Origin of the sequence: Pseudomonas fluorescens (genome assembly GCF_902497895.1) — a bacterium.
Lineage (GTDB): Bacteria > Pseudomonadota > Gammaproteobacteria > Pseudomonadales > Pseudomonadaceae > Aquipseudomonas > Aquipseudomonas fluorescens_BP.
The window spans coordinates 58,556-76,206 of the sequence record NZ_CABVHQ010000013.1 but is presented as its reverse complement, the minus strand read 5'-3'; the positions used below and the strand labels follow the sequence as shown (position 1 = coordinate 76,206).

Genomic DNA, 17,651 nt, shown 5'->3' with positions numbered 1-17,651 from the left:
CTACTTTTTATATTGGAAGGGCAAAGCTGTGTATCGTGTTTTTTAAACTCTTTTAAAAACTTAGTTTTAGTTGTCGTTAATCTGAAATATTTAAAAATAACACTGATCAAAACGCGGTTGTAGGACCCAGTAAGTCATTTCTCTTTTGTATGTGAGTTTTCTTTCCTGGGCGACTTGTTTTTTAAAAAAAGGCGACGAACGGTAGCCTCAATTGACGAAAATCAGCCACTTCAAGAAGCTACCTCAAGCACGCCTGCCATGAACTGTAACTACGCTTGCATCAAGCCTTCACCGGCGGTTCCTCGCTCTGCGGGTCGCCCACCGGCGTCTGACTACCAGGCGGAGTTGGATCCTTCTCCGGAACGGGTGTTGGGTCGGGTGTTGGGTCAGGTGGTGGCAGGGTCGGGTCATCGATGTTCGGATCAGGTGTTTCAGCTGGAATTGGAATACCCATGAAGGTGCCCTCGTTTCTGCTTGTCGTTGACAGGAGTAAAGCGGTTGACCGCCGACGGACGACTTTGACTCCCCAGGGTTTTTCCAGGGCATGCCGCAAGCAAATCCATATGAACTTTTGCCCCTGCTTCTGGCTCGGAACCTAAGTGAGTTCATTCAGAGAACCCGAACGCATGTGAGATTCGACCAGGCACAAGAGCGTCCATGGGGCGTAAGGAGAGATGCTCGATGATTGCTGAACAACCGACAGAGCTTGAGCACAACCCGCAATTACCCTTGTCGCAGGCATTGCTGTTGCCACGGATTGCGATCGAGAGCACCACGCCGGTGATCGATGCTGGCCAGTTTGCGGTCAAGGTGGTGGTGGACGAGCCGGTGGTAGTCACCACCAAAGTATTCGCCGATGGCCATGACAAACTGGCGGTGAAGCTGTGCTGGCGCGGCTCGGCTGATGCGCAGTGGCGAAGCCTGACCATGACCGATCTGGGCAATAACGGCTGGGAAGGGCAGTTCACGCTGACTGAGCAGGGTCGTTATGGATTTCGCATTGAAGCCTGGATCGATCAGTTCGGCAGTTTTTGTTATGAGTTGGGCAAGAAACATATGGCCGGGGTGCCGGTCAGTCTGGAGTTGCAGGAAGGGCGCAGCCACGTGCAGCAGGCCGCTACACGCAGTGAAGGGACATTGAGCGAGCAGTTGCACGCTTTGCACCATGAACTGTCCGGCTTGCTTGAAGCCGAGCAGGTTGCATTGTTTTTGCATGAGCGCAGCGCCGAACTGATGGCCCAGGCCGATCATCGGGCCTTCCTCAGTATCAGCCCCGAGTATCCGCTGGACGTCGAGCGCGGACTGGCACAGTTCGCCAGTTGGTATGAGCTGTTTCCGCGCTCGATCACCGATGACCCGGCGCGGCATGGCACCTTCAATGATGTGCACTTGCGTCTGTCGATGATCCATGACATGGGCTTCGATGTCTTGTATTTCCCGCCGATCCACCCGATCGGTCGCAGCTATCGCAAGGGCCCGAACAATTCCCTGACCGCCGGTCCTGACGATCCGGGCAGTCCCTATGCCATCGGCAGTGAGGAGGGCGGGCATGAAGCGATCCATTGGGAACTGGGTACCCGTGAAGACTTCCGCCGGCTGGTGGCCGCCGCGGCTGACCATGGGTTGGAAATCGCCCTGGATTTTGCCATTCAGTGTTCCCAGGACCACCCTTGGCTCAAAGAGCATCCGGGTTGGTTCAACTGGCGGCCGGATGGCAGCATCAAATATGCCGAGAACCCGCCGAAGAAGTATCAGGACATCGTCAATGTCGATTTCTACGCGGTCGATGCTATTCCCAGTCTCTGGCTTGCGCTGCGGGATGTCGTCATCGGTTGGGTCGAGGAGGGGGTGAAGATTTTCCGCGTCGATAATCCGCACACCAAGCCCTTGCCGTTCTGGCAGTGGTTGATTGCCGATGTGCGGGCGCAGTACCCCGAAGTCATCTTTCTCGCCGAAGCCTTTACCACGCCGGCGATGATGGCGCGGTTGGGCAAGGTCGGTTATTCCCAGAGCTACACCTACTTCACCTGGCGCAACACCAAGGCCGAACTGGCGACTTATTTCACCGAGTTGAACGAGTCGCCGTGGCGTGAGTGCTACCGGCCGAATTTCTTCGTCAATACGCCGGACATCAATCCGGGGTTCCTGCATGAGTCGGGGCGCCCCGGTTTCCTCATCCGCGCGGTGCTGGCGACCATGGGCTCGGGATTGTGGGGCATGTACTCCGGCTTCGAGCTGTGTGAGTCGGCACCGGTACCGGGCAAGGAAGAGTATCTGGATTCGGAGAAGTACCAGATTCGCCCCCGGGACTTCACTGCGCCGGGCAACATCATTGCCGAGATCGCCCAGCTCAATCGCATCCGCCGACAGAACCCGGCGTTGCACAGTCATCTGGGGCTGAAGGTCTACAACGCCTGGAACGACAACATTCTGTATTTCGGCAAGCGCAGCGCCGATGGCAGCAATTTCATTCTGGTGGCGGTCAGCCTCGATCCGGTCAACGCTCAGGAGGCGAGTTTCGAACTGCCGTTGTGGGAGATGGACTTGCCTGACGACGCGCAAACCAGCGGTGAGGACCTGATGAGCGGCCATCGCTGGACCTGGTACGGCAAGACCCAGTGGATGCGGATCGAGCCCTGGCATCAGCCGTTCGGGATCTGGCGGATAACGGCAATTTGATGTCACCGGCTTTGTGGCCAACGGGCTTTTTGTGGCGAGGGGGCTTGCCCCCGTTGGAGTGCGAAGCGCTCCCAAACCCGGCCACCGTGCTTTGTCAGTAATTATATTGTTGACCATTTTACGACTGCTTCGCAGCCGAGCGGGGGCAAGCCCCCTCGCCACAAAGGGTCGCGGCGCTGCTTGCTTTTATGAATTCAACAGGAGTTACAGATGGCGAAGAAACCCAAGTCAGCCGCCTTTATCAAGGATCCGCTCTGGTACAAGGATGCAGTGATTTACCAAGTACATGTAAAGTCTTTTTTCGACTCCAACAATGACGGGATCGGCGACTTTCCTGGCCTGATCGCCAAACTCGATTACATTGCCGATCTGGGCGTGAACACCATCTGGGTGTTGCCGTTTTACCCGTCACCGCGTCGCGACGACGGCTACGACATTGCCGAGTACCGTGGCGTGCATGCCGACTACGGGACCATGGCCGACGCCAAGCGGTTTATCGCCGAAGCCCATAAACGCGGGCTGCGGGTGATCACCGAGCTGGTCATCAACCACACCTCGGACCAGCACCCCTGGTTCCAGCGGGCGCGCAAGGCCAAGCCTGGTTCGGCGGCTCGGGACTTCTATGTGTGGTCCGATGATGATCAGAAATACGACGGCACCCGAATCATCTTCCTCGACACCGAAAAATCCAACTGGACCTGGGACCCGGTGGCCGGCCAATACTTCTGGCACCGGTTCTATTCCCATCAGCCAGACCTGAATTTCGACAACCCGCAAGTGATGAAAGCCGTGCTTTCGGTGATGCGCTACTGGCTGGACATGGGCATCGACGGCTTGCGCCTGGACGCGATTCCCTACCTGATCGAACGCGACGGCACCAACAACGAGAACCTGCCCGAGACCCATCAGGTGCTCAAGCAGATCCGCGCCGAGATCGATGCCAATTACCCGGACCGCATGCTGCTGGCCGAAGCCAACCAGTGGCCGGAAGACACTCAGCTGTATTTCGGTGATACCAAAGGGGACAACGGTGACGAGTGCCACATGGCCTTTCACTTCCCGTTGATGCCACGCATGTACATGGCGCTGGCCCAGGAAGACCGCTTTCCGATCACCGACATTCTGCGCCAGACTCCGGAGATTCCGGCCAACTGCCAGTGGGCGATTTTCCTGCGCAACCATGATGAGCTGACCCTGGAAATGGTCACCGACAAAGAGCGCGATTACCTGTGGAATTACTACGCGGCCGATCGTCGGGCGCGGATCAACCTGGGGATTCGCCGACGCCTGGCACCCTTGATGGAACGCGACCGGCGTCGGGTCGAGTTGCTCAACAGTCTGCTGCTGTCGATGCCGGGCACCCCGACCCTGTATTACGGCGATGAAATCGGCATGGGCGACAACATCTACCTCGGTGACCGCGACGGTGTGCGTACGCCAATGCAGTGGTCCATCGACCGCAACGGCGGTTTCTCCCGCGCCGACCCGGCCAGCCTGGTGCTGCCGCCGATCATGGACCCACTGTACGGTTATCTGTCAGTCAACGTCGAGACCCAGGCCAGCGATCCCCATTCGCTGCTGAACTGGAATCGGCGGATGCTGGCGGTGCGTAAACAGTCGAAGGCCTTCGGTCGGGGCACCTTGAAAATGCTCTCGCCGAGCAACCGGCGAATCCTGGCTTATACCCGGGAATACACCGGGCCTGACGGTAAACACGAAATCATCCTCTGCGTGGCCAACGTGTCGCGCAGCGCCCAGGCCGCTGAACTGGACTTGTCGGTGTACGCCGGGATGGTGCCGGTGGAGATGCTCGGCGGTAACGCCTTCCCGCCGATTGGCCAGCTGAATTTCCTGCTGACCCTGGCACCCTACGGGTTCTACTGGTTTGTGCTGGCGGCCGAGAACCAGATGCCCAGCTGGCATGTGGAGCCGGCGCAAAGCATCCCGGACTTCACCACCCTTGTGTTGAAAAAGCGCCTCGAAGAATTGCTCGAAGCCCCGTCGCGCACCACTCTGGAGCAGACTTCGCTGCCGGCCTGGTTGCCGAATCGCCGTTGGTTTGCCAGCAAGGATTCGACGATCGGGCAGGTGCATATCGTCTACGGCGTGCGTTTTGGCGACCCGCAGCATCCGGTGCTGTTCAGCGAGATCGAGGTCAGCAGCGATGGTCAGACCAACCGCTATCAGCTGCCCTTCGGCTTCCTCGCAGAAGATCAATACAGTGCGGCCTTGCCGCAGCAGCTGGCATTGGCCCGGGTCCGGCGCGGACGGCAAGTCGGCTTGATCACCGATGCCTTCAGCCTCGACAGTTTTGTACGGGCGGTCCTGCAGGAAATACAGGCGCAGTCCGTATTGCCGACCAGTGCCGGCGAGATCCGCTTCGAGCCGACCGCCGAACTGGCGAAGCTGGGCTTGAACGACGAATCCGAAGTGCGTTATCTGTCGGCCGAACAGTCCAACAGTTCAGTGGTGATCGGCAGCAGCCTGGTGTTGAAGTTGATTCGCAAGGTCAGCGCCGGTGTGCATCCGGAACTGGAGATGGGCGCCTATCTGACCGCAGCCGGTTTCCTCCATATCTCACCGTTGCTCGGCTCGGTGATTCGCCGCGATGAGCAGGGCGAGGACAACTTGCTGATGATCGCCCAGGGTTACCTGAGCAATCAGGGCGACGCCTGGGAGTGGACGCAGAATAACCTTGAGCGAGCGATTCGCGATGAATTGGCCGAGGCGATGTCCGAGCAGGAACAGCACTACAACGCCCTCGGCGAATTGAAGGATTTCGCCGGGATGCTCGGTCAGCGTCTGGGCGAGATGCATCAGATACTCGCGGCGCCGACCGACAATCCTGATTTCAGCCCGCAACAGAGTACGCTCAAGGATGCCCAGGCATGGACCCGGCATATCGGCGAGCAACTGGAACGCGCCTTGCAGATGCTCAAGCAACATAAGGCCGAGTTGCGGCCCGAGGATCAGCTGCTGGTCAGCCATTTGCTGCAACACGAGAAGGCGCTGTTCAGTCATATTCAGGCGCTGGCGAAACAGGCCACCGGCGGTTTGCGCATTCGCGTGCACGGTGACCTGCATTTGGGTCAGGTGCTGGTGGTCAAGGGGGATGCCTACCTGATCGACTTCGAAGGCGAACCGGCCCGGGCATTGCATGAACGTCGGGGCAAGCACAGCCCGTACAAAGATGTCAGCGGCGTGCTGCGCTCGTTCGACTATGCGGCGGCGATGGCGTTGAATGTGCAGAACGTCGATGGCTCGGCCCAGGCCCATGCCGCGCGTCGGCGCGTGACCGAGCGCTATATCATTGAGGCGCGAGAGGCTTTTGTTCAGGCATATCGGCAGGCAACGGCTAGTCTTGCTCATGGATGGCAGGACGCCGAAGGTGAGGACGCCGCGCTGGCGTTGTTCGGCTTGGAAAAAACGGCTTATGAGGTAGTCTATGAAGCCGAGAATCGTCCCACCTGGCTGCCGGTGCCATTGCACGGTTTGTACGGGTTATTGAGTGGGCTCAAACCCTTTTCCGACACAGAGACCAGTGGAGAGTAGTCATGAGTTTCTCAAACAAGGAACAGGGTCATTCGAGAGCGGCGTTGTTGCCCAGTGCCAAGGATATCGATGCGTTGGTGCGCGCCGAGCACCACGATCCGTTCGCGATCCTGGGGCCCCATGGCGATGGTGCCGGCGGGCAGTTTATCCGTGGGTTCCTGCCCGGTGCCTTGAGTGTTCAGGTACTGGCCAGCGATAGCGGTGAAGTACTCGCAAACCTGGAGGCGACCGAGGTACCGGGTTTGTTTGTCGGGCATTTCGACCGCGCGCAAGCCTATCAATTGCGGATCAACTGGGCGGGCGGCGAGCAGACCAGCGAAGACCCTTACAGCTTTGGCCCGTTGCTCGGCGAGATGGATCTTTATCTGTTCGCCGAAGGTAATCATCGCGACCTGAGCGCGTGCCTGGGTGCGCAGTTGAAAACCGTGGACGGCGTCGATGGCGTGCGTTTTGCGGTGTGGGCACCGAATGCCCGAAGGGTCTCGGTGGTCGGTGACTTCAACGTCTGGGACGGCCGTCGACATCCGATGCGCTTGCGTCATCCGTCCGGGGTGTGGGAATTGTTCATCCCGCGCCTGCAGGCAGGGGAGGCCTACAAGTACGAAATTCTAGGCGCGAACGGGATTCTGCCACTCAAGTCCGACCCTGTGGCGCTGGCCACTTCGCTGCCGCCGGATACCGCATCCAAGGTCGCATCGCCACTGCGGATCGACTGGCAGGACCAGGAGTGGATGCAGACTCGTGGCGAGCGCCACCGACCGGATGCACCGCTGTCGATCTACGAATTGCATGCCGGCTCCTGGCAGTGCGAGGTCGATGACCTCGGTGAAGTCGCGCGCCAATACAACTGGCATGAGCTGGCCGAACGCTTGATCCCCTACGTCCAGGAACTGGGCTTCACCCATATCGAGCTGATGCCGATCATGGAGCATCCGTTCGGGGGCTCCTGGGGCTACCAGCCATTGTCGCAATTCGCCCCGAGCGCCCGTTACGGCTCACCGGAGGATTTCGGTTACTTCATCAACGCCTGCCACCAGGCGAACATCGGGGTGATCCTCGATTGGGTGCCCGCGCATTTTCCCACCGACACCCACGGCCTGGCGGAATTCGACGGGACCGCGTTGTACGAATACGGCAACCCCCAGGAAGGCTTCCATCAGGACTGGGATACCTTGATCTACAACCTGGGGCGCACCGAAGTCCACGGCTTCATGCTGGCCTCGGCGCTGCACTGGCTCAAGCATTTCCACGTCGACGGCCTGCGGGTGGATGCGGTGGCTTCGATGCTCTACCGCGACTATTCACGTAAAGCCGGCGAGTGGGTACCCAATCGCCATGGCGGTCGCGAGAACCTCGAAGCCATCGATTTTGTCCGGCACCTGAACGATGTGGTCGCGCTGGAGGCTCCAGGGGCGCTGATGATTGCAGAAGAGTCGACGGCCTGGCCCGGTGTCAGCCAGGGCACCCAGCAGGGTGGTCTGGGTTTCAATTACAAATGGAATATGGGCTGGATGCACGACTCCCTGCATTACATTCAGCAGGATCCGGTGTATCGCGCTCACCATCACAACGAGTTGAGCTTCGGCCTGGTGTACGCCTGGTCCGAGCGGTTCATCCTGCCGATCTCCCACGACGAAGTGGTGCACGGCAAACATTCGCTGATCGATAAAATGCCCGGCGATCGCTGGCAGAAATTCGCCAACCTGCGCGCCTACCTGAGCTTCATGTGGATGCATCCAGGCAAGAAGCTGCTGTTCATGGGCTGCGAATTCGGCCAATGGCGGGAGTGGAATCACGATCAGCAGCTGGATTGGTACTTGCTGCAGTATCCCGAGCACCGGGGTGTGCAGAAGCTGGTGGCGGATCTGAACCGGCTGTACCGCGAAGAGCCGGCGCTGCACGATCAGGACGATGCGCCGCAGGGGTTCCAGTGGTTGATCGGTGACGATGCAGTCAACAGCGTGTACGCCTGGTTGCGCTGGAGCAAGGAGGGGCGGCCGGTGCTGGTGGTGGCCAACTTCACGCCAGTGCCGCGTCAGGCCTATCGGATCGGGGTGCCCTTTGCCGGGCGCTGGAGCGAAGTGATCAACAGCGATGCCGATACCTATGCCGGTTCCAATTACGGCAACGGGGGTGGCGTCTTCACCGAGGACGAGCCCAGTCATGGCCAGGCCCTGTCGCTGGTGTTGAACTTGCCGCCGCTGGGGGTGTTGATCCTGCGGCCCGAGGGTTAACGCGGGCATATTGTGGCGAGGGAGCTTTCTGTGGTGAGAGAGCTTTCTGTGGCGAGGGGGCTTTCTGTGGTGAGGGGGCTTGCCCCCGTTCGGCTGCGAAGCAGTCGTAAAACGGATGACGCGTTCTACCTGAAAAAACGCGGTTTCCGGTTTTGGGGCCGCTTCGCGACCCAACGGGGGCAAGCCCCCTCGCCACAGCAAGCCCCCTCGCCACAAGCAAGCCCCCTCGCCACAGGTTACCGCTCTCACCAGCGCATCCGCACACCCAGACTGCCAATCAAACCATTGAGATCGTTGTCGTCGACATCGCTGCTGTAGTCGGCACTGACATACAGGCTCACTGTGGGCGAGACCCTGGCCACCAGGCCAAGACCCAGATCGACGGTGGAGGATTTGCGACTGCTGCTGATCTTGTCGACCTGGTCGAGGCTCAGGGTGTCGCCGCTATACACCGTATGCCACAAGTTGGTCCGCACATAGGGTTCGACCGGCAGACCGCGAATTTCGTAGCTACCTTTCAAGCGCGCACCGACCCGGCCACTCCAGGACGTCAAGTCGCTGGACGAGGCGTTGCCATTGCCGGCATTCGGGGAGTCCAGGCTGATGCGTTGGTTGATCAACTGGGCCTGGGGTTCAACGACCCAGTTTTCGCTGATGCCGATGGGGAATCCGCCTTCGACCGACAGCGTCACCGCCCTCCCTTCTGCTGCCTGCAGGGAGCCCTGTTGGGTGCGACTGAAGCCATTGACCCGGCCGCCGCTGGCAGTCAAATCCACATGCCAGCCTTGCGGACCGGTCAGGCTCCAGTAGGCGCCCAGGCTCGGGCCTTCGAGGTTGAGGCTGTCATGTCGCGGGTCGGCCATGGCGTGGGAGGTGAGCATACCGTTGCTGTTACCCTGGAACTGGCTGTGGCCACCGACCAGGCCGACACGCTGGGTAGGCCCGCTGTCATTTTTCAGGGTGTAGAGGGCCGGTCCTTTGGAAAGGTTGCCGGAGAACTGCGAAGCGAGATAATCGATTTCAGCCTGTCTGGAGGCCTGACCATAGACCCGCTCCCAGGCGGCAGGGGCGGCTTCATTCAGGGTCAGCGACTGAGTGTCGAGGTGCAGATTGGAGGTGTGAGGTCCGGTGAAGGTCGAATCCGGTGTCGGCAAGTTGAACACTGGAATGTCCTGGCGATACCAGGGCGTCGGCTCATCTTCGGCGGAGCCTGCCTGAACCTCCATGGAGGAACAGAGCAGCAGGGTAGTCGATACGGCGCAAATGGTGATTTTGATCTCTTGTGGGGTGATTGAAGTTTTCATGGAGGTCTACCTGCAATGGCATGCCTATCTCGCTATGGCGTCTCTCCTACCCCGAATGAGGGGCGACCGAATTCAATGAGGCAAGGCCCACCCGCCCGCTTGCGCAGGAGCTTCGAGGCTTGCCCCGGATGGTACTTCCGGGGGTAGTAAGATGAAGCTAAGAAGACCCGAGACCTCGCGTCAAGAAACTGAATGATGGGTGGTAGCGTTATTTTAAGGGCGTCAAATATTTGATAATTAAGGTTTCTCTAAGCTCTTGTTTGTACGCAAAATCATCTGGAAAGCCTCGGTTTAGAGGCTTTCATTAGGTTGCTATGGGATTACCAACTCAGCCGAATTCCCGCGTTCCCGCTGACCCCCTCCATCTGGTTGCTATCCAGATTGGTGTTGTAGTCGGCAGCCAGATAGACGCTGACAGCGGATGACAGCTTGGCGACAATGCCCACGCCAAGGTCCGCGGTGGACGATTTGTGTTCGCTTTTGATTCGGTCAACACCGTCATAGGTCACCGTGTCGGAACCGCCGAAGGTCCGCCAGGCATTGGCTCGCAGATAGGGTTCGATTGGCACGTTGCGCACCTGGTAGCGACCCTTGAGGCGGGCTCCCAGCCGACCTGTCCAGTAATCCTGGGAGTCGAATGACACGTCGGAAATACCGTCGTTCTGATCGTCCAGATCGACACGCTGGTTGATCACCTGAACTTGCGGCTCGACCACCCAGTTGGTGGAAACAGCAATCGGATATCCAGCCTCGAGCGAGAGCGTCAGGGCATGGCCTTCAGTGTCCATTTTTACGCCGCGATCCGAGCGGTTACGGCCATCCAGGTGTGTGCCCATGGCGACCGCATCCACGTACCAGCCGGTTGGGTCGGTCAGGGTCCAGTAGGCGCCAAAGTTTTCGCCGTCAAGCTTTACCCTGCCTGCACGGCGGTGTTGGAATCCTTCGGCAAAACCATCGACACCACCCTGAAGGCGGCTTCGACCAACGAAGAAGCCTGCACGCTGGATTTGCCCGGCGCTGGTTTGCGATGCATAGAGATCATGGCCGATCTGGAAACCCTTGAGCGAGCCGTCGAAACGCGGCGTCACTGTCCCTGACCAGCTCTTCTGGAAGTCACTGCCATAGGCCCGGGCCCAACCCGCGGGGACCGCTCCGGTTTCAGTCAGCAGGCTTTGTTCGCCCTGGCGATCATGGAAGGTGCCAAGGGCTTGCAAGGTCATCACTTGGGCGGCGGGTATCACCACCGAGTACACCGGCACTTCCAGGCGATACAGTGGGATCGGGTCTGCGCCGGCTGCCGCAGTGGGCAATGGCGGTGTCGTCATGGCCGGCACCGGGGAGGTCTGGGCAGCTACCTGCGCAGGTGCCGGGGCCGGTGGTGCAACAGGGGCCACGGCTGGGGCAGTGGGGGGCTCGACTGGCGGCTCATCCGGATCGATGGTGGGCGGAACGGCTGGTACGACAGGAGGTGCGGGTGGCACCACAGGTGGCGTTGGAGCTACGGGCGGGACGGCGGGCGGCGTTACCGCTACGACCGATGAACGCAGGTACCAGTTGTTCTCCGAGCCGGCCGTGACCCCGCCCTTGAACAGATAATACTGGTAGGCGCCGGCGGAAACCGAACTGTTCAGTGCAAAGGCATCGCTACTGCTGGTGGCGCCATTTTGAGCCTGTACGACCTCGATGCCGTTCTGCCGGGTCAGCCCGCCCAGCCCGCCGAGGTTACTGATGCCAAGCTGGGTATAACCGCTGATGGTGCCTTGAGACACCAGCAGTTTATCGCTGGCTGAGCTGTCTTCGCCGAGTACGGTTTGCAGTAGCAACTGACCGTTACTGCCGACATAGTTGCCGTGTACGGTCAGTGAGTCTGTCGCGCTGCTGCTGCCAGTTGTCATGTCAATGACGCCGGCGTTGCCAAGGGTCGCCAACTGGCCGGCGGTATAGGGCCGGATGCTGCCTTGGGTCACTGCCAGGGCACTGCTGGCATCGATGGAGAAGACGCCTGTTCCAGTTGCGCTGTCGCCCAGGAAAAAATCACCCGCCAGGTCAAAGCGTGAGTTGTTGGTCAGCTCGACTGACTCCCAACCGACATAACGCGTCGCGCCAGCAGCGCTGCTGTTATCGAAGGTGAGACCGTCATCACCCAAGCCACCATCCAGAGACGGGTTCGAGGACAGAAAGCTTTCATTCAGGTTGCCGAGTCGCGCGTTATCGTCGCCATCGCCCATCAGGATGGCGGACGGGATCTGGCCGCCATCCTTCCAGGTGAAGCTATCATTGCCGGCGCTGGCGCGTATTTGCCCTGCAATGACTCCGCCACTGACCGCGATGCTGTCGTCGCCACCGCTGACACTGACATTGCCGCCAATGCTGCCGCCGGAGACGATGATGGTGTCCTTGCCAAAGCCGGTGACCAGATTGCCAAGGATCTTGCCTCCCGACATATCGAAGGTGTTGTCGTCGAGTTTCATATCCACCCGGCCGATTTCGCCGTTGGTCAGCTCCGCGAAATCCCCGTCCTCGAAGGCGCCGACGATAGTGCCATCGGTCATCAGGAACCTATCCAGCCCATCGCCCTGGGCCAGGGACTGAATACGCCCGCCGTTCATGACGAAATCATCGATGCCACTGCCCTGGCTGACCGCGCCGGTGATTTGCCCGGTGCTGATCTGCAAGGTATCCCGACCATCGCCCTGGTTGAGGGTGCCGGTGATGGTGCCCGAATCCATCTGCACTCGATCGTTGCCTGCGCCGAAGCTGACATTGCCGTTGATGGCGCCCGTGCCATTGGCGGGGAACGTCAGGCTGTTGTCGCCCGCCAGATCGGTGAGCGCGCCGCTGCTGCCACTGTCACAGGTGAAGGCGTCATTACCGACACCAGGCGTGAGGGTACAGCCCGCTTCAGTCGGTGCCGAGGAGAGCGTGAGCAGTGAGTCGGTCAGCAATAAAGCTGTCGATAATGACTGGTTTTTACGGTTCATGATAGGTCCGGGTCCGTGGTTGTTTTAAGACTTCCTGTGGTGAATTCCTGCCGCAGATATTCAACAAAGCTCATGGCTGACTTGAAGGTTCTGCACTAATGGACTGAAAAATCTGTTCCTTCAGACAAGCAAAGTACTAGTCGCTTTTTTTGTCTGATGATTGGGCAGCCGACAAGCGGTACTGTCAGATCTGACAGTTGTGCCGAATCGAGGATCGTGCTATCGCAGGCGGGATTTTCAGACGCTCAGAGGTGCACTTCCACCGTCAGGGGCAAGTGATCGGAGAGATGGGGCCAGGGCTTGTGGCTGAGGATTTTCGGCTGGTGGCTGCTGGCATTGCGCAGGTAGATGCGGTCCAGGCGCAGCAGGGGCCAACGCGCCGGATAGGTCTTGGCCGGACGTCCAAGATGGCGTTCGAAGGCTTCGTGCAGGTAGTCTTGACGGGCGAGGGTGATATTGCCCCGCAGCTGCCAATCGTTGAAGTCGCCGGCAATGATCACCGGTGCCTCCTCGGGCAATGATTCCAACAGTAGGCAGAGCAGGGCCAACTGCAATTGGCGATGGCTTTCCAGCAGACTCAAATGCACGCAGATCGCATGCACTTCGGCATGCCCCGGTACTTCCAGCACACAATGCAACAGCCCGCGACGTTCGGGTCCGGTGATCGATACGTCGAGATTGCGGTGCTGGCGGATCGGGTATTTCGACAACAGTGCATTGCCATGGTGGCCGTCCGGATAGACCGCATTGCGACCATAGGCGAAGTCGCTCCACATGCTGTCGGCGAGGAACTCGTACTGTGACTGTTGCGGCCAGTTGTGGTAGCGCAAGGCTAGGCGGTCGTGCTCGCCCAACACCTCTTGCAGAAACACCAGGTCAGCCGAGGTGCTGCGAACGGCCTCGCGCAATTCCGGAAGGATGAAGCGCCGGTTCAGGGCGGTGAACCCCTTGTGAGTGTTAACCGTCAGGACTCTCAGGCGATGGATCGCCGGGAGGTTTTTCAGTACTGCCGAGCTGACAGCAAACCTGTCTGAATCGCTGGTCACGGTCACTCCTCTGAATCAGGGCCGTTACTTATGCGACTGATGCTTTGCCCGGCAGTTCAGAGTTTCGGACGCGTCGATCCACTCCTGGCGCTTACACGAACACGATCTCGTAGGGCAGGCGCAAGCGCTCCAGCACCGGTCGTGAGAGCATCGGCGCGATACCAATGGCCGGGTCGCCATCCAGTTGGCTGGCATAGGCATGGGTCGCATGGCTTTTGCGGGCTACTGTCCAGCTGTCCAAACGTATCTTGCGTGCACGCTGCCAGGGGATCAGCCCTTGTTCGCGAGCTGGCCAGTGCCAGGCCCCGAGCGGTATTTCACGAAGGTGCGCGTCGACCATCCTGGCCGCCTCGGCGGCGGCCCGACCGACCGCATCATGATCGACATGGCCATCCTCGCGCCAGATGCTGAAGACCACGTCGCCGGGGCGTAGATACCGTGCAATGAACTGGGTCAGTTGCTGCTCCTGTTCGGCCAGCGCGTTGTCGGTGAAACCGCCACGGATCCACTTCAGGCTGTGCATGGGCAATCCCAGGCGCCTCAGGGCTTCGACACTTTCCTGCGGGCGAAACACGCTCAGCCGCCTGGCTGACCACAGGTTGGAACCCGGGTGGCTGGCACTGCCGTCGGTGATCGAGATCAGTTGCAGGGGATGCCCAAGACCGGCCAATAACTGCAGCAGGCCGCCACAGGACACGACTTCGTCCCCGGGATGCGAGGCTATTACCACGACGCGAGCACCTGGCGGAACCAGGCTACTGGTATTGATGACCGGGATATTGTGCAACTGCAGCGCGCTGTTCCACACCTGCGCAGGGGTTCTGCTTTCGGGGAGCGAGACGGATTTCATCGGTGTCACATCCTTGTTTTGGTAGTGCCGCCAGACCTGGATGATGGCTTGAGATCATCCTCTGCATGTGGGTGATGAGGTGCTGGTAGAGGTTTGTCGGCACTCCGGATCCTGGATTGCCGCAAACTGAGTATTGCCTATGTTGCGGGTTACGTCGCCTTTGTCTGAATCATGGGTGATTGCTTGCCACAGGGGCAGGTTCAACGACTGCGGTAAGCCGAAAAAACACCCCTGGGGTTCCAGCGAAATCTAACGGCTGGTCATCAGTCTTCTTCCTCACGCTGCAATTCGAACAACAGCAGCGAGCGTCCGGTCACTGAATACTGGTCATCGAATTCGAAACGTTCCTGGCCGCGAATCGAGGGTTGGTTGGTGTCGAGCAAGCAGGTCCAGAAAATGCCTTCAGGGACTTGCGGCAGGGTAAAATTGACGACGTCGTGATGGGCGTTGACCACCAGCAGCAAAGTCGCGTCGGCACCTTTGCGGCGGATGCCGGTTTCCTGGGCGCGGCCGTCGAGCAGCATGCCCAGGCAACGGCCATGGCCTTCTTCCCATTGTTCGATGCTCATCTCGCTGGCGTCCGGTGCCAGCCAGGTGACGTCCTTGACGCCAATGTCCTCGTTGTAATTGCCCACCAGGAAACGTTGGCGGCGCAGGATCGGGTAAGCCAGGCGCAGCTTGATCAGGCGTTTGACAAACTTGAGCAGGGCCTTGCCGTCGTCGCTCAGGTTCCAGTCGACCCAGCCGGTGTCGCTGTCCTGGCAATAGGCGTTGTTGTTGCCGTTCTGGGTACGGGCGAACTCGTCACCGGCCACCATCATCGGCGTGCCTTGGGCCAGCAACAGGGTGGCGAAGAAATTGCGCATCTGGCGCAAGCGCAATTCATTGATTTGCGGGTCGTCGGTCGGCCCTTCGACGCCGTGGTTCCAGGACAGGTTGTTGTCGGTGCCGTCCTCATTGTTCTCGTCGTTGGCTTCGTTGTGCTTGTCGTTGTAAGAGACCAGGTCGTTCAGGGTGAAGCCGTCGTGGGCGGTGATGAAATTGACCGAGGCGTAGGGGCGGCGACCGCGCTGGTTGAACATCTCGCCGGAGGCGGTCATGCGCCCGGCAAAGTCCGCCAGCTGGCCGTCGTCACCTTTCCAGAAGGCGCGCACGGTGTCGCGAAAACGATCATTCCACTCAACCCAGCCTGGCGGGAAGTTACCCACCTGATAACCACCGGGACCGCAATCCCAGGCCTCGGCGATCATTTTAACCTGACGCAGTACCGGATCCTGGCGACAGGCAACGAGGAAGCTGTGGCGTTCGTCGAAGCCGTCGTGGTACCGGCCGAGAATGGTCGCCAGATCGAAACGGAATCCATCGACGTGCATTTCCGTAGCCCAGTAACGCAATGAGTCGGTGACCATTTGCAGTACGCAGGGGTGGCTCAGGTCCAGGGTGTTGCCGGTCCCCGAATCATTGATGTAGAAGCGTTTGTCGTCGGGCATCAGCCGATAGTAGGAGGCGTTGTCGATGCCGCGCATGGACAGGGTCGGGCCCTGCTCATTGCCTTCGGCGGTGTGGTTGTAGACCACGTCGAGAATCACTTCCAGATTGGCTTCGTGCAGGTGCGCGACCATCTCCTTGAACTCGGCGATCTTGCCGCTGGCCAGGTAGCGCGGGTCCGGGGCGAAGAAGGCGATGCTGTTGTAACCCCAGTAATTGGTCATGCCCTTATGCAGCAAGTGCTGGTCATTGACGAAGGCGTGGATCGGCAACAATTCGACCGTCGACACGCCAAGCTTGCGAATGTGTTCCAGCACGTCATCGACCATCAACCCGGCGAAGGTGCCGCGCAAGGCCTCGGGGACGGACGGATGGCGCATGGTCAGGCCACGCACGTGAGTCTCATAAATGATCGTCCGGTCCCATGGCACACTGACGCGGTGATCGTGACCCCAGGTGTGGGCCGGGTCGATTACCTTGCACTTGGGCACGAACGGCGCGCTGTCACGTTCATCGAAACTGAGGTCGGCGTCAGGATGGCCGATGGTGTAGCCGAACAGTGCCTCGGACCACTTCAACTCGCCCACCAGTTGCTTGGCATAGGGGTCGATCAGCAGCTTGTTGTGATTGAAGCGATGACCATTTTCCGGGTCGTAGGCGCCATAGACCCGATAGCCGTAAATCAGCCCGGGATGGGCGTCAGGCAGATAGCCGTGAAAAATCTCGTCGGTGTACTCAGGCAGTTCGATGCGCTCGAGTTCAACTTCACCGGCGTCATCGAACACGCACAGTTCGACCTTGGTGGCGTTGGCCGAGAACAGAGCGAAGTTGACCCCCAGGCCATCCCAGGTCGCGCCCAATGGAAAGGGCAAACCTTCACGGATGCGCGAGGCCTCGACTAGAGGTCCTGGCGCGGCTTTTTTTGGCGTGGTCATAGATGCTCCTGCAAATGAGTAACATGTTCGTTCGGCAACTCAGCGATGCTTTCTGGTGGCGAGTGAGTGGGAAACAGTGGGTCGCCAAGTTGTCACTTGTGGCGAGGGGGCTTGCCCCCGTTCGGCTGCGAAGCAGTCGTAAAACCGGATGACGCGTTCTACCGGATAAACCGCGGTTTCCGGTTTTGGGGCCGCTTCGCGACTCAACGGGGCGATGCGGCGTTCCGACAAGCCCCCTCGCCACAGCAAGCCCCTCTTCACAAAGGGTGTTCAGTTCCCCGATGCAGCAGGTCAGCTCGCCGATGGCTTGCGCGGTGCTCGTGGTTTTTTCGCGGCAGCGGCTTTTTTCTCGCCCGGCGGCGTGACTACGGGGGTAGCCGCGGGCGCTTTGGTTTTGCTTTTGGCTTCGGGTTTGGCCTTGGTGGTACTGGCTTTGGACTGTTTGTTCGGGACCAGGCTTTCGGCCTCGGCGAGTTTGCGCGCCATCTCCCAATGGCGGGCTTCCTGGCCTTCGGGCTTACCTTCGGACTCCCAGATTTGATAGGCAAACTCACGGACGCGTTTGTCGTCGCTACTCATCGC

General features: G+C 59.6%; 10 protein-coding genes. 3 read left to right on the top strand and 7 right to left on the bottom strand.

Annotated features, from left to right (window positions below):
- Positions 1–280: 280 nt before the first annotated feature.
- On the bottom strand, positions 281–454 hold the full coding sequence (locus F8N21_RS30420) for a hypothetical protein (RefSeq protein WP_191624258.1): 174 nt from the start codon (positions 452–454) through the stop codon (positions 281–283).
- 227 nt (positions 455–681) lie between these two features.
- Between F8N21_RS30420 and F8N21_RS09220 the strand changes: the two genes are divergently transcribed.
- From F8N21_RS09220 to glgB, 3 genes are all read left to right on the top strand, one after another.
- Positions 682–2,679 (top strand): alpha-1,4-glucan--maltose-1-phosphate maltosyltransferase, encoded by a 1,998-nt coding sequence (locus tag F8N21_RS09220; RefSeq protein ID WP_150641832.1) that lies wholly within the window; start codon positions 682–684, stop codon positions 2,677–2,679.
- A gap of 210 nt (positions 2,680–2,889) precedes the next feature.
- Positions 2,890–6,231: a maltose alpha-D-glucosyltransferase gene (gene treS, locus F8N21_RS09215; protein ID WP_150641831.1), complete on the top strand. Its 3,342-nt coding sequence runs from the start codon at positions 2,890–2,892 to the stop codon at positions 6,229–6,231.
- 2 nt (positions 6,232–6,233) lie between these two features.
- Complete coding sequence (gene glgB / locus F8N21_RS09210; protein ID WP_150641830.1) at positions 6,234–8,465, top strand: 1,4-alpha-glucan branching protein GlgB; 2,232 nt, start codon at positions 6,234–6,236, stop codon at positions 8,463–8,465.
- A gap of 245 nt (positions 8,466–8,710) precedes the next feature.
- Here glgB and F8N21_RS09205 read toward each other — a convergent pair whose 3' ends face one another.
- The 6 genes from F8N21_RS09205 to F8N21_RS09180 all read right to left on the bottom strand — a co-directional run bounded on the left by F8N21_RS09205 (position 8,711) and on the right by F8N21_RS09180 (position 17,648).
- Entirely contained in the window at positions 8,711–9,769 is a 1,059-nt protein-coding gene (locus F8N21_RS09205) for an autotransporter outer membrane beta-barrel domain-containing protein (RefSeq protein ID WP_150641829.1), read from the bottom strand.
- Between the two features lie 320 nt (positions 9,770–10,089).
- Positions 10,090–12,750, bottom strand: a complete 2,661-nt coding sequence (locus F8N21_RS09200) for an autotransporter outer membrane beta-barrel domain-containing protein (protein WP_150641828.1) — start codon at positions 12,748–12,750, stop codon at positions 10,090–10,092.
- 245 nt (positions 12,751–12,995) lie between these two features.
- On the bottom strand, positions 12,996–13,796 hold the full coding sequence (locus F8N21_RS09195) for an endonuclease/exonuclease/phosphatase family protein (RefSeq protein ID WP_150641827.1): 801 nt from the start codon (positions 13,794–13,796) through the stop codon (positions 12,996–12,998).
- A gap of 91 nt (positions 13,797–13,887) precedes the next feature.
- The gene (locus F8N21_RS09190; RefSeq protein WP_150641826.1) at positions 13,888–14,646 is read right to left on the bottom strand and encodes a PIG-L deacetylase family protein; all 759 of its coding nucleotides are present in this window, start codon (positions 14,644–14,646) and stop codon (positions 13,888–13,890) included.
- A gap of 263 nt (positions 14,647–14,909) precedes the next feature.
- Complete coding sequence (gene glgX, locus F8N21_RS09185; protein ID WP_150641825.1) at positions 14,910–17,069, bottom strand: glycogen debranching protein GlgX; 2,160 nt, start codon at positions 17,067–17,069, stop codon at positions 14,910–14,912.
- 291 nt (positions 17,070–17,360) lie between these two features.
- A complete protein-coding gene (locus F8N21_RS09180) occupies positions 17,361–17,648 on the bottom strand; it encodes a DUF2934 domain-containing protein (protein ID WP_150641824.1) in 288 nt (95 codons plus the stop codon).
- Positions 17,649–17,651: the final 3 nt, after the last annotated feature.